This window comes from Pseudomonas chlororaphis subsp. chlororaphis (genome assembly GCF_003945765.1).
GTDB classification, from domain to species: Bacteria; Pseudomonadota; Gammaproteobacteria; order Pseudomonadales; family Pseudomonadaceae; genus Aquipseudomonas; species Aquipseudomonas chlororaphis.
On sequence record NZ_CP027712.1, the window covers coordinates 842,785 to 863,428 of the forward strand.

The 20,644-nt window shown below is 61.8% G+C and carries 19 protein-coding genes; 8 read left to right on the forward strand and 11 right to left on the reverse strand.

From position 1 onward, the window contains the following. Nucleotides 1-19: 19 nt before the first annotated feature. The 4 genes from C4K27_RS03690 to C4K27_RS03705 form a co-directional block, all read right to left on the reverse strand. Nucleotides 20-1,561 carry an amino acid ABC transporter permease/ATP-binding protein gene (locus C4K27_RS03690; protein ID WP_053259544.1) on the reverse strand — a complete coding sequence of 514 codons (1,542 nt, stop codon included), beginning with the start codon at nucleotides 1,559-1,561 and terminating at the stop codon, nucleotides 20-22. Nucleotides 1,562-1,659: 98 nt separating this feature from the next. After that, nucleotides 1,660-2,457, reverse strand: coding sequence for an ABC transporter substrate-binding protein (locus C4K27_RS03695; protein ID WP_053259545.1), 798 nt, complete (start codon nucleotides 2,455-2,457; stop codon nucleotides 1,660-1,662). 43 nt (nucleotides 2,458-2,500) lie between these two features. Continuing rightward, the gene (locus C4K27_RS03700) at nucleotides 2,501-3,559 is read right to left on the reverse strand and encodes an isopenicillin N synthase family dioxygenase (protein ID WP_053259546.1); all 1,059 of its coding nucleotides are present in this window, start codon (nucleotides 3,557-3,559) and stop codon (nucleotides 2,501-2,503) included. A gap of 12 nt (nucleotides 3,560-3,571) precedes the next feature. After that, nucleotides 3,572-4,423 carry a sugar phosphate isomerase/epimerase family protein gene (locus tag C4K27_RS03705; RefSeq protein ID WP_053259547.1) on the reverse strand — a complete coding sequence of 284 codons (852 nt, stop codon included), beginning with the start codon at nucleotides 4,421-4,423 and terminating at the stop codon, nucleotides 3,572-3,574. A gap of 322 nt (nucleotides 4,424-4,745) precedes the next feature. Between C4K27_RS03705 and C4K27_RS03710 the strand changes: the two genes are divergently transcribed. Genes C4K27_RS03710 through C4K27_RS03720 form a run of 3 tightly spaced genes read left to right on the forward strand, consistent with a single transcriptional unit; the run spans nucleotide 4,746 to nucleotide 7,097 of the window. Then, nucleotides 4,746-5,324, forward strand: a complete 579-nt coding sequence (locus C4K27_RS03710; protein WP_053259548.1) for a regulatory sequestration protein YfiR — start codon at nucleotides 4,746-4,748, stop codon at nucleotides 5,322-5,324. Continuing rightward, on the forward strand, nucleotides 5,321-6,589 hold the full coding sequence (locus C4K27_RS03715) for a diguanylate cyclase DgcN/YfiN (protein WP_053259549.1): 1,269 nt from the start codon (nucleotides 5,321-5,323) through the stop codon (nucleotides 6,587-6,589). The genes C4K27_RS03710 and C4K27_RS03715 overlap by 4 nt, the downstream gene beginning before the upstream one ends. 4 nt (nucleotides 6,590-6,593) lie before the next feature. Continuing rightward, entirely contained in the window at nucleotides 6,594-7,097 is a 504-nt protein-coding gene (locus C4K27_RS03720) for an outer membrane lipoprotein YfiB (RefSeq protein WP_053259550.1), read from the forward strand. 564 nt (nucleotides 7,098-7,661) lie between these two features. Here C4K27_RS03720 and C4K27_RS03730 read toward each other — a convergent pair. Both C4K27_RS03730 and C4K27_RS03735 read right to left on the reverse strand, forming a co-directional pair. Further along, nucleotides 7,662-8,816, reverse strand: coding sequence for a polymorphic toxin type 44 domain-containing protein (locus C4K27_RS03730; RefSeq protein WP_053259551.1), 1,155 nt, complete (start codon nucleotides 8,814-8,816; stop codon nucleotides 7,662-7,664). A 147-nt stretch (nucleotides 8,817-8,963) separates the two neighbouring features. Beyond that, nucleotides 8,964-9,914: a LysR family transcriptional regulator gene (locus C4K27_RS03735; protein WP_009042050.1), complete on the reverse strand. Its 951-nt coding sequence runs from the start codon at nucleotides 9,912-9,914 to the stop codon at nucleotides 8,964-8,966. A gap of 153 nt (nucleotides 9,915-10,067) precedes the next feature. Here C4K27_RS03735 and C4K27_RS03740 point away from each other — a divergent pair, with 153 nt between their 5' ends. From C4K27_RS03740 to C4K27_RS31400, 3 genes are all read left to right on the forward strand, one after another. Further along, nucleotides 10,068-11,594 carry a CoA-acylating methylmalonate-semialdehyde dehydrogenase gene (locus C4K27_RS03740; RefSeq protein ID WP_053259552.1) on the forward strand — a complete coding sequence of 509 codons (1,527 nt, stop codon included), beginning with the start codon at nucleotides 10,068-10,070 and terminating at the stop codon, nucleotides 11,592-11,594. Between the two features lie 11 nt (nucleotides 11,595-11,605). Continuing rightward, nucleotides 11,606-12,493: a 3-hydroxyisobutyrate dehydrogenase gene (mmsB, locus tag C4K27_RS03745; protein ID WP_053259553.1), complete on the forward strand. Its 888-nt coding sequence runs from the start codon at nucleotides 11,606-11,608 to the stop codon at nucleotides 12,491-12,493. Between the two features lie 365 nt (nucleotides 12,494-12,858). Further along, nucleotides 12,859-13,425 (forward strand): hypothetical protein, encoded by a 567-nt coding sequence (locus C4K27_RS31400; protein WP_223815825.1) that lies wholly within the window; start codon nucleotides 12,859-12,861, stop codon nucleotides 13,423-13,425. Nucleotides 13,426-13,794: 369 nt separating this feature from the next. Here the strand turns inward: C4K27_RS31400 and C4K27_RS03755 are convergent, their stop codons facing one another. Then, nucleotides 13,795-14,145, reverse strand: coding sequence for a cupin domain-containing protein (locus C4K27_RS03755; protein WP_007922165.1), 351 nt, complete (start codon nucleotides 14,143-14,145; stop codon nucleotides 13,795-13,797). Nucleotides 14,146-14,411: 266 nt separating this feature from the next. Between C4K27_RS03755 and kynB the strand changes: the two genes are divergently transcribed. After that, the gene (gene kynB, locus C4K27_RS03760; protein WP_053260039.1) at nucleotides 14,412-15,053 is read left to right on the forward strand and encodes an arylformamidase; all 642 of its coding nucleotides are present in this window, start codon (nucleotides 14,412-14,414) and stop codon (nucleotides 15,051-15,053) included. 107 nt (nucleotides 15,054-15,160) lie between these two features. After that, a complete protein-coding gene (gene kynA / locus C4K27_RS03765; protein WP_053259555.1) occupies nucleotides 15,161-16,015 on the forward strand; it encodes a tryptophan 2,3-dioxygenase in 855 nt (284 codons plus the stop codon). Between the two features lie 185 nt (nucleotides 16,016-16,200). Here the strand turns inward: kynA and C4K27_RS03770 are convergent, their stop codons facing one another. From C4K27_RS03770 to antA, 4 genes are all read right to left on the reverse strand, one after another. Continuing rightward, the gene (locus tag C4K27_RS03770) at nucleotides 16,201-17,598 is read right to left on the reverse strand and encodes an amino acid permease (RefSeq protein ID WP_007927390.1); all 1,398 of its coding nucleotides are present in this window, start codon (nucleotides 17,596-17,598) and stop codon (nucleotides 16,201-16,203) included. Between the two features lie 73 nt (nucleotides 17,599-17,671). Next, nucleotides 17,672-18,691, reverse strand: a complete 1,020-nt coding sequence (antC, locus tag C4K27_RS03775) for an anthranilate 1,2-dioxygenase electron transfer component AntC (RefSeq protein WP_053259556.1) — start codon at nucleotides 18,689-18,691, stop codon at nucleotides 17,672-17,674. Nucleotides 18,692-18,703: 12 nt separating this feature from the next. Further along, complete coding sequence (gene antB, locus C4K27_RS03780; RefSeq protein WP_053259557.1) at nucleotides 18,704-19,195, reverse strand: anthranilate 1,2-dioxygenase small subunit; 492 nt, start codon at nucleotides 19,193-19,195, stop codon at nucleotides 18,704-18,706. A gap of 2 nt (nucleotides 19,196-19,197) precedes the next feature. Further along, the gene (gene antA / locus C4K27_RS03785) at nucleotides 19,198-20,583 is read right to left on the reverse strand and encodes an anthranilate 1,2-dioxygenase large subunit (protein WP_053259558.1); all 1,386 of its coding nucleotides are present in this window, start codon (nucleotides 20,581-20,583) and stop codon (nucleotides 19,198-19,200) included. Nucleotides 20,584-20,644 lie beyond the last annotated feature (61 nt).

Below are 20,644 nucleotides of genomic sequence, written 5' to 3' on the forward strand. Positions count from 1 at the left end.
ACTGGCGTTCGGCACTCGATCAGAGCGCCGCTGCCAGTGCCGTCGCGCTTGGCTGCTCCAGCCCCATGAAGCGTCTGACCCGTTCCCCCGCCGCTTCTTCGCGGATCGCTTGCGGGCTGGCGTCCAGCTGGATATTGCCGCCCTCCATGAAGATCACCCGATCGGAAATCGACAGGGCGAAGTCCATCTCGTGGGTGACGATCAACATGGTCATGCCCTCTCGGGCCAGGTCGCGGATCACATTCAACACATCGCCCACCAGCTCGGGATCGAGGGCCGAGGTCGGCTCGTCGAAAAGCATGATCTGCGGCTCCATCGCCAGGGCCCGGGCAATCGCCACGCGCTGCTGCTGGCCGCCGGACAACTGGTGCGGGTACTTGTGGGCGTGGGCCAGCAGGCCGACCTTGTCCAGCAAGGCGTAGGCCTGCTGCTCGCTCAAGACTTTGCTGCTGCCGTGGTAACGCGGCGCCAGGCAGATGTTGTCGAGGATGCTGCGATGGGGGAACAGGTTGAAGTTCTGGAAGACCATGCCGATGTGCCGCACGCCCTCGCGCACCTGCGGGCTGTTGAGGTTGTCGCCGGCGCTGATGAAGCTGTTGCCGAACAGCACGATCTCGCCCTGGTCGATGCGCTCCAGGCCGTTGATGGTGCGGATCAGCGAGGTCTTGCCCGAGCCGGACGGACCGATGATGGAAATCACCTGGCCACTGGCGACGTTCAGGTCGACGCCCTTGAGCACCTGGTGATCGCCGTAGCGCTTGTGAATGTTTTGCAGTTGCAGGGCCGGGGCGCTGCCGGCTACCGGTCGTGGGCGAGTGCGGCTGTGCTGCGGTTGTGCCTGTTGCCGGAGCCGCTCGGTGCCGGCTTCATCCAGGGTTTGCGGGGTGCGCAGGTTCAGGTCCAGGTGGCGCTCCAGGCGCTGCAGCAGCCAGGCGAACAGGGTGACGATCAGCACGTAGTACACCGCCACCGCGGCCAGGGTCTCCATCACCAGGAAGTTCTGCGCATACAGGCGCTGGCCGACGGTGAGCAGTTCGGTCAGGGAGATTACCGAGATCAGCGAAGTCAGCTTGACCACGGTGATGTACTCGTTGATCAGGGTCGGCAGGGAAATGCGGAAGGCCTGGGGGATGACAATCAGCCGTTGCAGACCGATCAGGCCGATGCCCAGCGCGCGGCCGGCTTCCTTCTGCCCCTTGGCCACCGAGATCAGCCCGCCGCGATGGATTTCCGCCATGTACGCCGCTTCGGTCACCACCAGGGCGAGCAGCCCCGAGTAGAAGGGGTTGGACAGCACCGAACCGGTGGCCGGAAACAGCTGGGGCAGGTTGTAGACGAAGACCACCAGCACCAGCAGCGGAATGCTGCGAAAGAACCAGATGTACAGCGCTGCCGGGGTTCTGATCCAGGCGGCCGTGGAGAGTTTGGCCGAGGCCAGGAGAAAGCCCAGCAGCATGCCGATGAACCAGGCCAGGGCGCTGAGCTGGACCACGGTGACGCAGGCGTGCCAGAAGCTGGGCAGGGAGAACAGGGAGATGAAGTAGGACCAGTCGAATTGCATAAACACCTCGGGCGGCTTCGGATCGCAGGCATCAGGACGGGCGCTGCGCGCTCGATCGGGGGCCGGTCACGGGCGCATCCCTGCGCCGCAGTGGCTTGTCAGTCAGTCACCGGTTCCAGGTTGTATTTGCCGAGGATCGCGGCGTACTCGCCGTTCTTGCGGCTCTCGGCGAAGGCTTCCTGCAGCGCCTTGTAGGTGGCGTCGTTGCCTTTCTTGACGAAGATGCCGAGGGTTTGCTGATAGATCAGGTGCTGGCTGGTGACCACCACCCGACCCTGGGTGCGTTCGGCGATCATCTTCGCCGCGCCGGCGATTTCCACCTGGGCCTGGATGTTCTTCGACAGCAGGGCCTGGGTCACCTCAGGTGCCGAGGGGTATTCGCTGACACTGATCGCGCCCTTGTTGTTCGGCACGCAGTAGTCGCTGGAGAGCTTCTGCAACTGGCTGACCCAGGTGGTGCCCTGCTCTAGCCCGACCTTCAGGCCGCACAGGTCTTCAGGGGTTTGCGGATTCAGGCCGCTGTCCTTGGACGTCATGATCGCCGCGCCGGTTTTCGCATAGGCGATGGTCATGGCCTGGGTCTGCCGTTCCGGGGTGATGTACATGCCGGAAATGATCGCGTCGTAGCGACCGGCGTTGAGGCCGAGGATCAGGCTGGGAAACTTGGTGTCGACGAACTCGGCCTTGGCGTTCATGTGCCTGGCCAGGGCGTGGGCCAGTTCCGGATCGGAGCCGACCACGTTCTTCTCGCTGTCATAGGACTCGAACGGCGGGTAGGTGATTTCCATGCCGATCTTCAGCTGTCCGGGTGTCGCGGTCGAGGCCAGGCCGGCGGTGGCGCACAACAGGCCGGCGGTGAGCAGGGTCAGGCGAGCAACGTTGTTTTTGTTAAGCATCGTGGGTCTCTCCAGGGGATGGAAGCAAAGGGCAAAAGGGTGGTCAGGACGCTTGCGACTGGTGTTTCAGGTGGCCGAAGCTCGAAGGCTTGCGGGCTTTTTCCGGCAGGCGGATCTCGCCGTTCTCCACGCGCTTGCGCAGGTACTGGTAGGTCTGCAGGGCCTGGCCATACATGTGCTCGCCGATGGTGATCTGCTCGTAGTCGTCCGAGGCCTTGGCGAACTGCGGCAAAGGCTTGATCTGGGTATGGAAGTCGCAGGCGTAGAACAGCGGGAACGAGTAGCGCTCCTCGCTGACGCTGCGTACCCGGTGGGCGGTGGCGACAAAGGCGCCGGCGGTCATCACCTCCAGCATGTCGCCGATGTTCACCACGAAGGCGTCGGCAATGGGCGGGGCGTCGATCCACTGGCCCAGGTTGTTCATCACCTCCAGGCCCGGCTTGTCGGCCAGCAGGATGGTGAAGCACTCGTAGTCGGTGTGGGCGCCGATGCCTGGCGCATCCTGGGCCGCGTCGTCGAACGGGTAGTGGATCAGGCGCAGCTTGGAAGGCGGGCGGGTGACCAGGGCGTCGAAATAGTTTTCCTCCAGGCCCAGGGCCAGGGCGAACCCGCCGAACAGGCGCCTGCCGAGGGCGAAGACGGCCGCGTAATAGGCTTGCACCGCCTCCTTGAATCCGGGTAGTTCTGGCCACTCGTTCGGCCCCAGCAGCGGCGTGTTGGCCAGGACCAGGGGATCGTCGGCCGCGACTTCGAAGCCGATGTCGAAGGCTTCCTTGTGATCCGGCTTGCCCTTGGAATACACCTCCTCGCCCTCGGGGACGAAACCCTTGTGGCTTTTCGAGGTGCCGATGTAGTGCTGCATCTTGCTGTCCAGGGGCTGGGCGAAATAGTCCCTGGCGGCCTGGCGCAGGCCGGCGATCAACTGCGGGTCGATGCCGTGGCTGGTGATGTAGAGAAAGCCCACTTCGCTGGCGGCCGTTCCCAGCTGCTCGGCGACGGCCAGCCGGTGCTCCAGCTCGATGCTGAACAGGCCGGCGATGTCCACCACCGGAATGTGCTTGAAGTTGGCCTTGGCCGGGGTTTTATCGATTTTATCGGGCATGACACAAGAACCTCACGGACGGGTTGAGTGGGTGAAGCGGTCGAAGTGTTCGCGCTCGGTCCTGGCCATCCACTGGTTCAGCGACCAGAGGTCGGCCACCGGCATGTTGGTGAAGGGCAGGTGATGCAGGTAGCCGTCGGCGCCGAACTCCGGGGTCAGGGTGCTGACCTGATAGCCACGGGCCTTTTGCGAATGCCAGATGGCTTCCCAGTGCTGCTGGTGGAACGCCAGTTCACGGGCATATTCCGGGGCGGCGGGGTGCGGGACTTGTGGCCCCTGGTCATAGCCGACCCGGGCCTGGATATGGTGAACGCGCTCGACGAAGGCGCTCAGGTCATCGAAGGGGGCATCCAGCAGGCGTTCGCAGGTGACGACCCAGTGGCTGATATCGCTGGTGAAACGCAGGTCGGGCAATTGCCGGATCAGCTCCAGGGTGACCCAGGGATTGAACAGCGAACGGGCGCGGTGGGTCTCGAAGCTGCAGAACTGGCCATGCTTGCGCGCCAGCTCCATGGCCTGGCCGAAGAACTCGACTTGCTGGGCCAGGGGCCAGCGGTCGTTGCCGGCCAGCACATTGACGAAGCGCGGCGCCAGTTCGGCGGCCCAGGCGAGCTTGCGCTCCAGGTCCAGCAGGTGTTCCTGGAACGCGGCCGACTGTTTTGGCAGGACGTCGTAGGCGGTGAAAACCGTGCAGATGTAGGCGAGGCGATTGTCCCGCAGGAAAGTGCCGAATTCGCCGCGTTCGCGGGCTTGCAAAGGAAGGCGGGCTTCCATACCGTCGAAGCCGGCGGCCAGCAGCTCGTCGAGGGCCTGGGCCGGGCTGGCGGTATAGCCCCAGAGTGTGCGGAATATTTCCAGCTGCATCGGCTAACCTCAAAGATGTCTTGGGCTACTCATGGCACCGCAAAGGCACTGGGCCGAAGCGGCGATACTGGGCAGTAGCAAAAGACATTCCTTGAGCCGGGTCTCTGCGGATCCGGTCTCACCGAGGGCGGTCTGGACGGCTCGCTCTCTGGCGCCGATCTTAAGCAGGCGATGCAGGCATGAAGAATAGGAAGGCTCAAATCGTTACTTCATTTTTTTCTAAACCAATAGCCTGCTACCCATACCTGGTAACCTCGCGGCGGTTTCACCGGCTGTGCTATCGTTGCGGCATCATTGTATGAAGATCAAAGAGAATCCCTGCATGAACGTGGCTGTCTCGGCGACAGAGCGCTTTTCGGGCTGGAGGCAGATACTGCTGTCCGCCCTGGTCTGTCTGCTGAGCACTTTTGCCGTCGCGCAACCCGAGCCTGCCACCACCAGCCTGGCAGACCAGCGCGCCAAGGCGGTGACTCAAGTGGTACTGGGGATTCTCAGTTATGCGCGCTGGCCGGTGGAGCCGGCGCAATTGCGTCTGTGCGTGGTGGGGCCGACCGAATACACCGACGACCTGGTCAAGGGCACGACCCAGGCCACGGGCCGCCCGGTTCTGGTGCGGCGCTTGCTGGCCGACAACCCGGCCATCGTCAACGAGTGCGATGCGGTGTACATCGGCAAGCTGACCGACGACCAGCGCGCCCGCCTGTTCACTTCCCTGGTCGGTCATCCGGTATTGAGCATCAGCGAGGGCGGCGACCAGTGCACGGTCGGCAGCCTGTTCTGCCTGCGCGTCAGTGACAATCAGGTGTCATTCGAGGTCAACCTGGATTCGGTGGCCCGCAGTGGCGTGCGGATTCATCCAAGCGTGCTGCAACTCTCCCGTCGTCGACCGGCGGCGCCATGAGCTTCTTCAAATCTCCTGCTCGCCCTACATTGCGTTCGGTCATTGGCCGCGGGCATCTGATTGTCGCCCTGCTGGCCATTTCCATGGCCAGCCTGTCCCTGACATTGCTCGGGGTGCTGGCGTTGCGGGTGTATGCCGATCACAACCTGCATCTGATCGCGCGTTCGATCAATTACACGGTCGAAGCGGCGGTGGTGTTCAACGACAGCGCCGCGGCGACCGAAGCCCTGGCCCTGATTGCCTCCACCGAAGAGGTGGCCGATGCCCAGGTACTCGATGCACGGGGGCGCGTGCTGGCCCATTGGGAGCGGCCGGAAATCGGTTTGCTGACCGATCTGGAAATGCAGATCGCCCGGGCCTTTCTCGAAAAACCCATCACCGTGCCGATCATGCATCAGGGCCAGGAAATCGGCAGCATCGCCCTGACCGGGCACGGCGGCAGCCTGCTGCGCTTCCTGCTCAGTGGGCTGGTGGGGATTGTCCTGTGTATCGCGGTGAGCGCCTGGGTGGCGCTGTACCTGGCGCGCCGGCAGTTGCGCGGCATTACCGGGCCGCTGCGCAGCCTGGCCGATGTGGCCCATGCCGCGCGCCGCGAGCGGGCATTCGACGTCCGGGTGCCGCCGGCGGAAATTGCCGAGCTGGACAACCTGGGCAACGACTTCAATGCCCTGCTCGATGAGCTGGAAGCCTGGCAAACCCACTTGCAGAGCGAAAACGAAACCCTGGCCCACCAGGCCAGCCATGACAGCCTGACCGGGTTGCCGAACCGGGCGTTTTTCGAGGGCCGGCTGATCCGCGCGCTGCGCAGCGCCAGCAAGCTCAACGAACGGGTGGCGGTGCTGTTTCTCGACAGTGACCGTTTCAAGGGCATCAACGACAACTTCGGTCACGCCGCCGGCGACGCGGTGCTGATGGCGGTGGCGTCGCGAGTGCGCGCGCAGTTGCGCGAGGAAGACCTGGTGGCGCGCCTGGGGGGCGACGAGTTCGCCATTCTGCTGACCCCGCTGCACCGCATCGAGGATGCCGAGCGTATCGCCGAAAAAATCATCGCCAGCATGGAGATGCCGATTGCCTTGCCGGGCAGTACTTCGGTACTGACTTCACTCAGCATCGGTATTGCCGTCTACCCTGATCATGGCACCACCCCGGGAGCTCTGCTCAATGCCGCCGATGCGGCGATGTATCAGGCCAAGCGTGTCTCTCGAGGCGGGCAACACACCGCGGGGTCGGAGCCCCCCGTCGTTCACGTTCAATCCAGGAGCTAATTCTTTGTTTTCACTGACTCGACCTTTCTTGCGACTTTTCACCACCGGCCTGTTGCTGGCGCTGCTTTCATTGACCGGTTGCCAGAGCGTGCCGCCCAAGGGACTGACCCCGCAGCAAGTGTCGGTGCTCAAGCAGGAGGGCTTTGAGCTGACGGACGAGGGCTGGGCCTTCGGCCTGTCCGGCAAGGTGCTGTTCGGCAGCGACATCGATAGGTTGAATGCCGCTAGCACCGGCATCGTTGAGCATATAGGCAAGGCGCTGGTCAGCGTGCACATCGACAAGGTCCGGGTCGATGGCCACACCGATGGCTCCGGCAGGGAAAGCTACAACCAGCAACTGTCCCTGCGCCGAGCGAAAAGCGTGAGCAAAGTACTGGTGGCCACGGGCATGCGCGAAGAAAACATCCAGCTGCGCGGCCTGGGCAGCAGCGAGCCGGTGGCCTCCAACAGCACAGTAGCCGGACGCACCGAAAACCGTCGCGTCTCGATCGTGGTCATCGCCGACTAATCGGCGAAGACCATCATGCCAGCAGGCCCTGATTCTTCCTTTACACTGCGGTTCCCACAGCGGGGTGATCCGCTAGGTCTTCGCGATAGCAGGACCAGGCTGTGCCGAGTGGATTTTGCAGCGGTGCTGGCAGGGTGACCTCATAGTGGTGATGCTTGGAGTTCTTAAGGATCAGCAGGGTCCGTAGTGCACTTCTTCAAGCGATCCGTATCCGTGCCGCTCTCTGGGCTGGTATCAATATTGCCATTTAGGTCGAGGTAAATATCCGTTCTTCGCCATTTAGGGGTGATATTGACGCAATGATTACGGCCCGTATCACTCCACCAATAGAACTCCATGAAGAACCCGGCATCTGGAAAAATGTGGCCAAAGTCAGATGTCGCCTCGCCTGGAAATAGGCCCCCGCGTCCACTCCGATAAATTCGGTGTTCGGTATTCCAGGTCACAGAAAGCTTCTCTTTTCCCTCCTTGGTGTAGTGAACCGTGACCACTGGGGTCGCTACCCTCCAAAACACAAAGGGGGACAGCAGTAGCAGAAAGAGAATGCCCAAAATGTACCTGTATTTAATGGGCCTTACATTTGTGGACACGGATACCTTCCCCCCATTCCTTCGGTTGTACTGCAAGAACTTCGTCCATGATCATCTTTGCTGTTATGCCTCCGTTGGGGCGTTGTCGATAGAGTTTCACGCCGATACTAATGGATATTCGGTCAGGTGCATCATCCCAGGCCCTCATGCCCTCGATATCAGCAGAGCGATGCGGGCCGGGCCGTTCCCATTCTGCTTTAGGTTTTTCAAAAATCTCTTCAACCTTCCGAGCAGCGTCCGACCCTATCTGCTCTATACCTGCGCCGTCCAAGAGGACACTTTCAGAGAGTCCACCAGCCAGTCCAACATAGCCATAGTGGATGTTCGACCAGATGTCATAGAAGTAGTCGTAGCCCCCTTGTTTGTTCCAAACATCCTTGAACATCGCTTGTAGCTTCGGCTTGTGGTCCCAGGGTCGGCCCTGACCGACTCGCTCAGTCCAGATAGCCAAAGCTTTCGCTTTCTTTCCCAGCGCTAAGCTATAGAAGTCAGGGCTTTGGCCAAGACGAAGATAGAAAGGAAGCTCCTTATACTTCTTTGTTTCAGCTGTTGGACTAAAGCTGTTGAGGTCTTTCATTTGTCGCACAGACGGGCTGTTGATATTGGTATTCATCTCGTCGGCAATGTAGCTCGCCAGTTCTTCCATCTGGTCTGGGTCATTACAGACCTTTTCTTCCGGCTTCTCTTCAGGCGTCTTAGAGGCCACATTGGGATCGACTAAAGCATTTGCAGCGGTGGCCTTCTCGGTTAGCCTCGGGTCGGCCAGCAAGGTCGCCATCTTTTCATCGTCTACCGAGCCATCTGAGCGGAACACTCCGAGCGCCGCGAAGTTAATGATTGCCGCGCCAGGAGTGGGCCCCATGACAAAGCCACCGAAGGTGTCGCCTGACCCCGTGATGATCGTCCCGCCGTGACTGGTAGGGCTCCCTAAGTGGGCCATGGGACGACCATTCAGGATGATCGATGGAAACCCCGTGGTGATGACCGCACCACAACCGCAAATGTCACCGACTCGGGCTGCTCCCATGAAGTTGATGTTGATGTCACCAGAAGCGCAAGCAATAGGTGTCGTGCCGTGACCGGGAAGCGGGCAGAGGTGTTTGTCGCCCAGGCGAGCAGAAGAAAGCATTGATCGTCCTTGTGTGTTGGCGGGTCCGTGAGGCTCTTTGTCGAGCTTCGCGAACCTAACAAGTGACGATGGGCAAGGCTTTAGGACGATTCTGAACTTGGATGAAGCCCGCTCTCATTGCGATCGGCTTTCGCGACTCCGTACAGGCTATGAGTCGGCAAACACCATCTCCCGGCTCTGCCCCATCAGCAGGCCCTGATTCTGTTCGGTCACGCTGCGGATGTAATCCCACAACAGGGTGATCCGCTTGAGCTTGCGCAGGTCCTCGCGGCAGTACATCCAGAACTGCCGGGTGATGTCTATTTCCTCCGGCAGCACTGGCAGCAGGCGCGGGTCCTGGGCGGCCAGGAAGCATGGCAGGATCGCCAGCGAGCGTCCTTGCTGGGCCGCCACGTATTGGGCGATGACGCTGGTGCTGCGCAGGTTGGCGCTGGCGCCGGGCAGCACGTTGGCCAGGTACAGCAGCTCCGAGCTGAACGCCAGGTCGTCCACGTAGCTGATGAATTGATGCTCGCTCAAGTCCGCCGGGCGGCGGATCGGTGGGTGCTGGTCGAGGTATTCCTGGGTCGCATAGAGCTGCAGGCGGTAGTCGCAGAGCTTGCAGCAGACGTAGGGGCCATGCTCGGGGCGTTCCAGGGCGATGACGATATCGGCCTCGCGCTTGGACAGGCTGATGAAGTGCGGCAGCGGCAGGATATCCACCGAGATCGCCGGGTAGGCGTCGACGAAATGGCTCAGCTGCGGGGTGATGAAAAAGCTGCCGAAACCTTCGGTACAGCCCATGCGCACATGCCCGGACAGGGCCACGCCCGAGCCCGAGACCTGTTCGCAGGCCATGTGCAGAGTGCTTTCGATCGACTCGGCATAACCCAGCAGGCGCTGGCCCTCGGCGGTCAGGACAAAGCCATTGGTCCGGGACTTTTCGAACAGCAGGGTACCCAGCGCGCCCTCCAGCGAACCGATGCGCCGCGACACCGTGGTGTAGTCCACCGCCAGGCGCTTGGCCGCGCTGCTGGCCTTGCGGGTGCGCGCCACTTCGAGGAAAAACTTCAGGTCGTCCCAGTTCAGCGAGCCGAGGGAGGTGATGTTTTTTTGCATGATGGACCGGCTTTTATGTGCGTTCTTATTAGAAGTTTGCACATCTATACTCCAAAAACAGTCCGACAACCAACTCGCGACGCACGCCTCATTTCAAGGCGGTCCCACGCCTTGGCTCCCTGCATAAGAACCTCAAGAAGTCAGGAGACCCGTATGAACGCATCCCTCAAGTCCGACGGCACTACCTTGCAGCAGGTCAAGCTGCTGATCGACGGCCAGTGGGTCGAATCCCAGACCCGCGAATGGCACGACATCACCAACCCGGCCACCCAGCAGGTGCTGGCCAAGGTACCTTTCGCCACGGCGGATGAAGTCGACGCCGCCATCGAAGCCGCGCAGCGCGCCTTCCAGACCTGGAAGCTGACCCCGATCGGCGCGCGGATGCGTATCATGCTCAAGCTGCAGGCGCTGATCCGCGAACACTCCAAGCGTATTGCCCAGGTGCTCAGCGCCGAACAGGGCAAGACCATCGCCGATGCCGAAGGCGACATTTTCCGCGGCCTGGAAGTGGTCGAGCATGCCTGCTCGATCGGCAGCCTGCAGATGGGCGAGTTCGCCGAGAACGTCGCCGGTGGCGTCGATACCTACACCCTGCGCCAGCCGATCGGTGTCTGCGCCGGGATCACCCCGTTCAACTTCCCGGCGATGATTCCGCTGTGGATGTTCCCAATGGCCATCGCCTGCGGCAACACCTTCGTCCTCAAGCCTTCGGAACAGGACCCGCTGTCGACCATGCTGCTGGTGGAGCTGGCACTGGAAGCCGGCGTTCCGCCTGGCGTGCTCAACGTGGTGCATGGCGGCAAGGACGTGGTGGACAAGCTGTGCACCCACCCACACATCAAGGCGGTGTCGTTCGTCGGCTCCACCGCGGTGGGCACCCACGTCTATGACCTGGCGGGCAAACACGGCAAGCGTGTGCAGTCGATGATGGGCGCGAAGAACCATGCCGTGGTGCTGCCCGACGCCAACCGCGAACAGGCGCTCAATGCCCTGGTCGGTGCCGGGTTCGGCGCGGCCGGCCAGCGTTGCATGGCCACCTCGGTGGTGGTCCTGGTGGGCGCGGCGAAACAATGGCTGCCGGACCTCAAGGCGCTGGCGCAGAAACTCAAGGTGAATGCCGGCAGCGAGCCGGGCACCGATGTCGGGCCGCTGATTTCCAAGCGCGCCAAGGAGCGTGTGCTGAGCCTGATCGAAAGCGGCATCAAGGAAGGCGCCAAGCTGGAGCTGGACGGTCGCGACGTCAAGGTGCCGGGGTTCGAGCAGGGCAACTTCGTCGGCCCGACCCTGTTCTCCGGGGTGACCACCGACATGCAGATCTACACCCAGGAAATCTTCGGCCCGGTGCTGGTGGTGCTGGAAGTGGACACCCTCGACCAGGCCATCGCCCTGGTCAATAGCAACCCCTTCGGCAACGGCACCGGCCTGTTCACCCAGAGCGGCGCGGCCGCCCGCAAGTTCCAGACCGAAATCGATGTCGGTCAGGTCGGGATCAACATCCCGATTCCGGTGCCTGTACCGTTCTTCAGCTTCACCGGTTCCCGTGGTTCCAAACTGGGCGATCTGGGGCCCTATGGCAAACAAGTGGTGCAGTTCTATACCCAGACCAAGACCGTCACCAGTCGCTGGTTCGACGATGACAGCGTCAACGATGGCGTGAACACCACCATCCATTTGCGTTGAGGAGTCCGCTCATGAAAATCGCATTCATCGGTCTGGGCAACATGGGCGCACCCATGGCGCGCAACCTGCTCAAGGCCGGGCATCAGTTGAACCTGTTCGACCTGAACCAGGCCGTGCTCAAGGAACTGGCCGAACTGGGTGGCAGCATCAGTACCTCGCCGCGCGCCGCCGCCGCAGACAGCGAGCTGGTGATCACCATGCTGCCGGCCGCGCCCCATGTGCGCAGCGTCTGGCTGGGTGACGACGGGGTGCTGGCCGGCATCGCCCGTGGCACGCCGGCGGTGGATTGCAGCACCATCGACCCGCAGACCGCCCGCGACGTGGCCGCGGCGGCCGCCAAGCAAGGCGTGGCCGTGGCCGATGCGCCGGTATCCGGCGGTACCGGCGGCGCGGCGGCGGGCACCCTGACCTTCATGGTCGGCGCCAGCGCCGAACTGTTCGCCACCCTGCAGCCGGTGCTGGCGCAGATGGGCCGCAATATCGTGCACTGCGGTGAAGTGGGTACCGGGCAGATCGCCAAGATCTGCAACAACCTGCTGCTGGGCATTTCGATGATCGGTGTCAGCGAGGCCATGGCCCTGGGCGATGCCCTGGGGATCGACACCAAGGTGCTGGCGGGCATCATCAACAGCTCCACCGGGCGTTGCTGGAGTTCCGACACCTACAACCCCTGGCCCGGCGTGATCGAAACCGCGCCGGCCGCCCGCGGCTACACCGGCGGCTTCGGCGCCGAGCTGATGCTCAAGGACCTGGGCCTGGCCACCGAGGCCGCCCGCCAGGCGCACCAGCCGGTGGTGCTGGGCGCCGTGGCGCAGCAGCTGTACCAGGCCATGAGCCAGCGCGGGGAAGGGGGCATGGACTTCTCGGCTATCGTCAACAGCTATCGCAAGCCCCAATAGGGGATTTTTCCGGGAGCCCGCGTCGGGCGGGCTCCCGGTTTTTTGCCATCTCTCTTACCTCAATGGACCTCGCTCCCCTGTAGCCGCTGGCACGGGCCAGGATCGAGTGCGCCGTCCTCGGCAATCGCGCTTGTGCAGAAAAATCACATCTGTTTATGACCGTTCTTTACGGTCGAATATCGTCCGTAATATTTGCAAAGCAGGCGATGAAGATTCGCAAGTAGCTTTATCGCGACAATGTATAAGGCATGCTCTGGCAGTATCGGGATTGATAGCTAAGGTGACTTGTGTCGACAGCGTCTCTGTCGAATGACGACATGTCATGGATATGGCATGTATATGAGGTTTTATCAGGGAGATAGACCATGGCAGATGTCCTGAGATACGGAGACAAAGTTCATATCAAGAATGGTTACAATAATTGGGATGGCGGTTATCTCGATACTTGTAACCATGCCACCGCCCCGAACAGCCTTTACGGCGTAGTCACCGCAACCACTCCTCATCGCGGCCCGGGTACTGGCACCTGGATCATCGAGTCCGCGACAGGCAAGGCAGTAGGAACCGAGGTTGAAAGTTGCGATGTGATTCTGCTGTGGAACCTCTACAACAACGAGGGTGGCTATCTGGACACCAATGGCCACGCGACAAAACCGTCGATCTACAACGTGGTCACAGCCCTCAAGGAATCGCGGCCGGCGGATACCCTGCACTGGCGAATTTTCGCCGATACCTCAGATCCCAAGGATTTCAAGGTGAGAGAGGGGGATGTCGTGCACTTCCTGAATGGCTACAACGATGTGCGCGGCGGGTTCCTGGATACCTGTGGGCATGCCAGTGGCGAGGGTGTCAAATATGCGGTATCGACGACCCCCTATCTGAATCGGGACGGCAATACCGGCTCATGGAAAATCTCAAAAGCCAACGATTAAGTGTCAGGTGCATCACCATCAAGCACTTTAATGTGCAAAAGGGGACGTTGAAATCGTCCCCTTTTTAGTCGTTGTATTAATAGACTTTCTAAAGTTTTAAATGCGGGTTGTCTGCTTGGTTTTTTTTGTTTAAGCAAGCTTGCTGGAAGTTTAAATGGGCTGTCTGTATTCGCTGGGCTGAGATGGGTGAACTTCTAGTTGGCCAATATCATTAGGCCGGGAAGTGTATGGCGGGGTGTCTGCCTTATTGCTGTGACTTTATAAAAAGAGGCGCTCCTCAATGATATGAGCGCCTCTTGATGTTTCGCGGAAAGTTCTTCGCCGGGCCGATCAGACAGTTTGCAAAACTGCGGCCCGCATTTTCGGGTGTCAGGCGAAAACGAAATACTTGCGCACGGTCTCGACCACTTCCCAGGTGCCTTTCATCCCCGGCTCGACCACGAAGATATCGCCGGCGCGCAGGTGGATCGGGTCCATGCCGTCCGGGGTGATCACGCAGTAGCCTTCCTGGAAATGACAGTACTCCCATTTCACATAGTCCACGCGCCATTTGCCGGGCGTGCAGATCCAGGTACCCATGATCTTGCTGCCGTCTTCGCTGGTGTAGGCGTTGAGGTTGACGGTGTGCGGGTCGCCTTCGAGCTTTTCCCATTTGCAGGCATCGAGAACCGGCAGCGGGTGGGTGTCGCGCAGAACGGTGATGGGGGCAGTCGCGGTCATGAGGACTCCGGGGCGTTGGCTGAGAACTGAAGTCGCACCCTATAGCGCCCGGCACCCGGCCAGTTGTCTGTACTCGACATCGGGGTGCCCAGAAACGCAGTACCCGCCCGTGAAGTGTTGCCGCGGTTTGCATTGAAATTTCCGAGCGTGAATCAGTGATTTCCTGGCAGTTCATGCGAAAGATTTCGCGGTCGCCGGAGCATTTCGCAAGAATCTTCACGGGCATCGCTCGTATGATTCAGGTCGAAATGGCCGAGAGCAGCGCTATGAGCACAACCCCAAGCTGGTGGGACATCAGCCCGCCCCTGAGTACCGCGACCCCGACCTGGCCCGGCGATACGCCGTTCCAGGAAGAGCGGGTCTGGCAATACGGGCCCGAATGCCCGGTGAACGTCGGGCGCATCACCCTGTCGCCGCACACCGGTGCCCATGTCGATGCGCCGCTGCACTACAGCGCCGATGGCGCGCCGATCGGCGAGGTGCCGCTGGATGTCTACCTCGGCCCGTGCCGGGTCGTGCATTGCCTGGGTTGCGGGCCGCTGGTATTGCCCCGGCACCTGGAGGGGCACCTGGACAACCTGCCCGAGCGGGTGCTGCTGCGTACCTATCGACAGGCGCCGTTGAGCAGCTGGGACCCGGATTTCAGCGCCGTGGCCAAGGAGACCGTCGAGCTGCTGGCCAGCCACGGCGTGCGCCTGATCGGCATCGACACCCCGTCCCTCGACCCGCAGCAATCGAAAACCATGGAGGCCCATAACGCCGTGGCCCGCCATGGCCTGGCGATTCTCGAAGGCATCGTGCTCGACGAGGTGGCCGAAGGCGACTACGAACTGATCGCGCTCCCCCTGCGTTTCGCTCATCTGGATGCGAGCCCGGTGCGCGCCATCCTGCGGCCTTTGCCGCGATAATTCCTACAATAGTATTTACAACAACGAAGCTTCGACCCCGCGCGCCCTCGATCAAGGCCCGCGCCGGGTGATCGACCGGCCGCGACCTGACATGAGGAGCCCACGCGATGAGTCAATGTCCCTATTCGAACAACCCGCCGCCCGACAACTGGCATAACGCCGAGCTGAATTTTTCCGACTCCATGAGCTACGGCGACTACCTGGACCTGGGGCGCATCCTCAATGCCCAGCACCCCTTGTCGCCGGACCACAACGAAATGCTCTTCATCATCCAGCACCAGACTTCGGAGCTGTGGATGAAACTGATGCTGCACGAGCTCAAGGCGGCTCGCGAGCACGTGCATCAGGGGCAGCTGCCACCGGCGTTCAAGATGCTGGCGCGGGTGTCGCGGATCTTCGACCAGCTGGTGCATGCCTGGGCGGTGCTGGCGACCATGACCCCGTCCGAGTACAAGTCGATCCGCCCGTACCTGGGGCACTCGTCGGGTTTCCAGTCGTTCCAGTACCGCGAGATCGAGTTCATCCTTGGCAACAAGAGCGCGACCCTGCTGCGCCCCCATGCCCATCGGCCGGAACTGCTCAAGGAGCTGGAGCTGGCGATCGCCACGCCGTCGCTGTACGACGAAGCCATCGGCCTGATGGCCAAGGCCGGGCTGGCCATCGACCCCGAGCGACTGGCCCTGAACAGCCAGGCGCCGACCCAGCATGACCCGTCGGTGGAAGCCGCCTGGCGCGAGGTCTACACCGACCCGTCGCGCTACTGGGACCTGTACCAGTTGGCGGAGAAGTTTATCGACCTGGAAGACTCCTTCCGCCAGTGGCGCTTCCGCCATGTGACCACGGTGGAACGCATCATCGGCTTCCAGCCCGGCACCGGCGGCACCGAAGGCGTCGGTTACCTGCGCAAGATGCTCGACACCGTACTGTTCCCCGAGCTGTGGCGCGTACGTTCGACGCTGTAAGCGGCAGGCCAACAAAAAGGCCCGGCATTCATCGAATGCCGGGCCTTTTTGTTTATGCCAATCCCTGTAGCCGCTGCCGCAGGCTGCGATAGGTCCGCAGGACCTCCGGCGTCCTCAAGATCGCTGCGACCGTACCGATCGATCGCAGCCTGCGGCAGCGGCTACAGGGTCATGTGCCGCCGTTGTCAGGCCACCGCGCGAGCGCCGGACCTGGCTACCCGCAGACGGTAGAACACCCAGATCAGCGCAACCCACACCGGGATCGCGTAGACCGACACCCGTATGCCGGGAATCATCAGCATCACGCTGACGATCATCAGCATGAAGGCCAGGCACAGATAGTTGCTGAACGGAAACCAGAAGGTCTTGAACGACGGCACTATGCCTTGCTGGCCCATGGACTTGCGGAACTTCAGGTGGGTCAGGCTGATCAGCGCCCAGTTGATCATCAGCGAGGCAACGACCAGTGCCATCAGCAGTTCCAGCGCTTCCTGCGGCGCCAGGTAGTTGACCACCACGCAGAGCAGGGTGATCAGCGCCGAAACGCCCAGGGCCAGCAGCGGCACGCCCTGTTTGTTCAGCTTCATCATCGCCTTGGGCGCGTCGCCCTGTTCGGCCAGGCCGTAGAGCATGCGGCTGTTGCAGTACACGCCGCTGTTGTACACCGAGAGCGCCGCGGTCAGGACCACGAAGTTGAGGATGTGCGCCGCGGTGTCGCTGCCGATCAGGGCAAAAATCTGCACGAATGGGCTGCCGCTGTAGGAGTCACCGGAAGCGTTGAGGGTCTGCAGCAACTGGTCCCAGGGGTACAGCGACAGCAGCACGGTGAGGGCGCCGACGTAGAAGATCAGCACCCGGTACACCACCTGGTTGATCGCCTTGGGGATCACCTTGCGTGGCTCGCTGGCCTCGGCGGCGGTGATACCCACCAGTTCCAGGCCGCCGAAGGAAAACATGATGAAGGCCATGGCCATCAGCAGGCCGGTGCCGCCATTGGGGAAGAACCCGCCGTGGCTCCACAGGTTGCTCACCGCCGCCTGCGGGCCGCCGCTGCCGCTGGCCAGCATGTAGCAGCCCAGGGCGATCATGCCGATGATGGCCACCACCTTGATGATGGCGAACCAGAACTCGGCTTCGCCGAAGAACTTCACGTTCATCATATTGATCAGGTTGACCAGCACGAAGAACACCGCCGCGCTGACCCAGGACGGGATTTCCGGCCACCAGAACTGCACGTACTTGCCCACGGCCGTGAGTTCGGCCATGCCCACCAGCACGTACAGCACCCAATAGTTCCAGCCGGCGAGAAAGCCGAAGTAACCGCCCCAGTATTTGTGCGCGAAGTGGCTGAAGGACCCGGCCACCGGTTCCTCGACGATCATTTCGCCGAGCTGGCGCATGATCAGGAAGGCGATGAACCCGGCTATCGCATAACCGAGGATCATCGAAGGGCCGGCGGACTTGAGCACGCCGGCGGAGCCCAGGAACAGTCCGGTGCCGATCGCCCCGCCCAGGGCAATCAGCTGAATATGGCGGTTCTTCAAGCCACGCTTGAGTTCGCCGGGTTTCAGGATTTCATCCACTAATCACGCTCTCTTCTCATTGTTATCGGATCTGTCCGTATTCGCGGCCAGATCGCGGCTGACGGCGGACGGATCAGATATTACTCTCGGTGAACTTCTCGTAATACAGCTGAACGCTCTCAAGTTGCTGATCTTGCAACCAGTTCTTGATCGACTCGACCATCGGTGGCGGTCCGCAGACGTACATGTCCACCGGAGCATCGCGCAGTTCGCTGCAATCGAAATGCTCGGCGATATAACCGCGCTTGCCCGGCCAGTCCGCCGTCGGCTCGCTGATCACCGGAGTGTAGCGAAAGCCCGGCAGTTGGCCGGCATAAGCCTCGATACGCGCGGTTTCGCACAGGTCGGCGACGTTGCGCACCCCGTAGTACAGGTGCACCGGCTGGGTGCAGCCGTCGGCGACCAGTTGTTCGAGCATCGCCAGCAGCGCCGACAACCCGGTGCCGCCGGCTACCAGCACCAGCGGCCGGACGATATGGCGCAGGTAGAAGGCGCCCAGCGGCGCCTCCAGCTCGATACGGTCGCCGACCTGGCAGCGTTCGCGGATGTAATTGCTCATCGCCCCGTCGGGCAGTAGGCGCAGGAGGAATTGCAACTGCTGGCTGCCCGAGCGGTTGGCGAACGAGTAAGAGCGCTTGCTCGACGTGCCGGGGACCGACAGCCGGGCATATTGCCCCGGCAGGAAGTCCAGCGCCGCTTGACCCTCGTCGAGCTGCAGTTGCAGGATCGCCGTGCTGTCGGAGACCTGGCGCACTGCGCTGACTGTGGCACCCAGTAGCGCGGGCCCCGCGGCGCTGCACAGGCTGGAGTCGAAGTCGAAGTAGAAGGTGGCATCGGACTGCACCCGGGTCTGGCAACTGAGCATCTTGCGCTGCTCCAAGTCGGCGCTGGAGAGGGCTTCCTCGTCCACGTAGTCCTGGCTGTAGTTGCCCGATTCGCAGCGGCCCTGGCAGGTGCCGCAGACGCCTTCGCGGCAGTCGAGGGGGATCTTGATGCCGTTGCGCAGGGCGGCGTCGAGCAGTATTTCGTTGGCGTTTACAGGGAAGAACAGCGTCTTGCCATCGGCAAAGCTGAACGCGACCTTGTGGTTCATGCCCGGTCTCCGTCAGAGGTGGTAGAAATCGAGCACCGAGTTGATGGTGTCGTTGAGCAGCAGCACATGCTTGCGAGTGATCAGCCAGCTGTCGCCGTGGGCCTTGAGGCTGTAGGTGGCATGGCCGAAGAACTGCTCGGCGGTGGCCAGGCGATAGAACAGCGTGTGCCAGTTCAGCCGCACTTGCAGGCTGCCATCGGCCTGCTCGGCGATCCGCACGTTGCTGATGTTGTGCAGGGTGCGCGGCATCGGAATGGTCGAGGCGGCCTTGCCGGTGCGGATACGGAACACCCGATCTTCCAGGCCCGAGCGGTTGGCGTAGTAGATCAGCGACATGCCGCGTTTCGGGTCGATGGTATAGACATGCTCGGAGTCCCACTGCGGCAGGTGGAACTCGCTCTGCGGGTCGAAGAGTTCGAGGTAGGCATCCCAGTCCTGGGCGTCGCACAGCTCGGACTTGCGGTAGAAAAACTGCTCGATACGGTATTGCAGTTGCGCACTCATGTTCACACCTCACGCAGTTTCAGGGATTGCCGGGCCAGCCCGTCGAGGAGGAATCTCTGCCAGTTGCGGTGCTGGTTGACGTACAGCCCTTCGTGGGTGAATTCGGTGCCGGTCATGGCTGGCTGGATGCCGATGGCTTCGCTGTTGCGGGTCGGCCCGGTTGCCCAGCGGTGGCTGCCGCGGGAGATATCGCTCCAGCGTTCCAGGCGGCCCTGGAAACCGCGCTGGGCTTCGCGGAATTCCACCAGGTCGTCGGGGGTGCCCATGCCCGAGACGTTGAAGAAGTCCTCGAACTGGCGGATGCGGTTTTCCCGGTCGGCGTCGGACTCGCCCTTGACCCCGATGCACTGGCTGATGATCTCGGTCTTGTTCCAGGCCAGCGGGCGGATGATCCGCAGCTGCGAGCTGATCTGGTCGAGGAAGAACAGGCTCGGGTAGACGTTGAGGTTGCGCAGGCGGTGCATCATCCATTCGGCCTTTTCCTGGCCGTACTCCTCCACCAGCCGCGGCATGATGGTGGCGTAGCCGGAGCGCACCGCAGGGTTGGGCATGTCGCTGAACAGCACGCTGTGGCCGTTGTTGAAGGCGAACCAGCCGTCGTCGGTGTTGGCGTCGCCGGCGCCGAGCTTGCTGTAGTCGAGGGTGGCGCTGGCGCCGCCGTTCTCGCTGTTGACCTGCTGGCGGTGCTGTACCGTGGCCACGTAGTTGTAGTGCACGGTGCTCACGTGATAACCGTCGAGGCCGTTCTCGTTCTGCAGTTTCCAGTTGCCGTCATAGGTGTAGGCGGACTTGCCGGGCAGGACTTCCAGTTCACCGGTGGGCGACTGGGCGACCATCATGTCGAAGAACACCTTGGCGTCGCCGAGAAAGTCCTCCAGGGAGTTGTCGGCATGGACGTCGAGGCTGATGAAGACGAAGCCCTTGTAGCTGTCGATGCGGGCTTTCTTCAGGCCGCGGGTGGCCTTGTCGAAGCCTTCGGGGTATTCCCCCGGCGCCTTGACCTTCACCAGGCGTCCGTCGCTCTTGTAGCACCAGGCGTGGAACGGGCAGGTGAAGGTGGACTGGTTGCCCTTGCCGACCCGGGTCAGGGTGGTGCCGCGGTGCTGGCAGGCGTTGATCAGCGCGTTGAGCCGGCCTTCGCCGTCGCGGGTGATGATCATCGGCTGGCGCCCGGCGCGCATGGTGACGAAGTCGTGGTTGTTGGCCAGCTCGCTTTCGTGGCAGGCGTAGATCCAGTTCTTCTCGAAGATCAGTTCCATCTCCAGGTCGAACAGCTCGGGCTCGGTGAACATGTCCCGGGCGATGCGGAATACGCCGTCGTCCGGACGAAAATCCAGGCAGCCGTCGATGAAGCTTTTCCATTGTTCTGTGTTTCTTGCACCACTCATGAGTGAGTACCTTTCTTGTTCAGGCCAATCGGTGCATGCATTAGAGAGAGTGCGGGGCAGA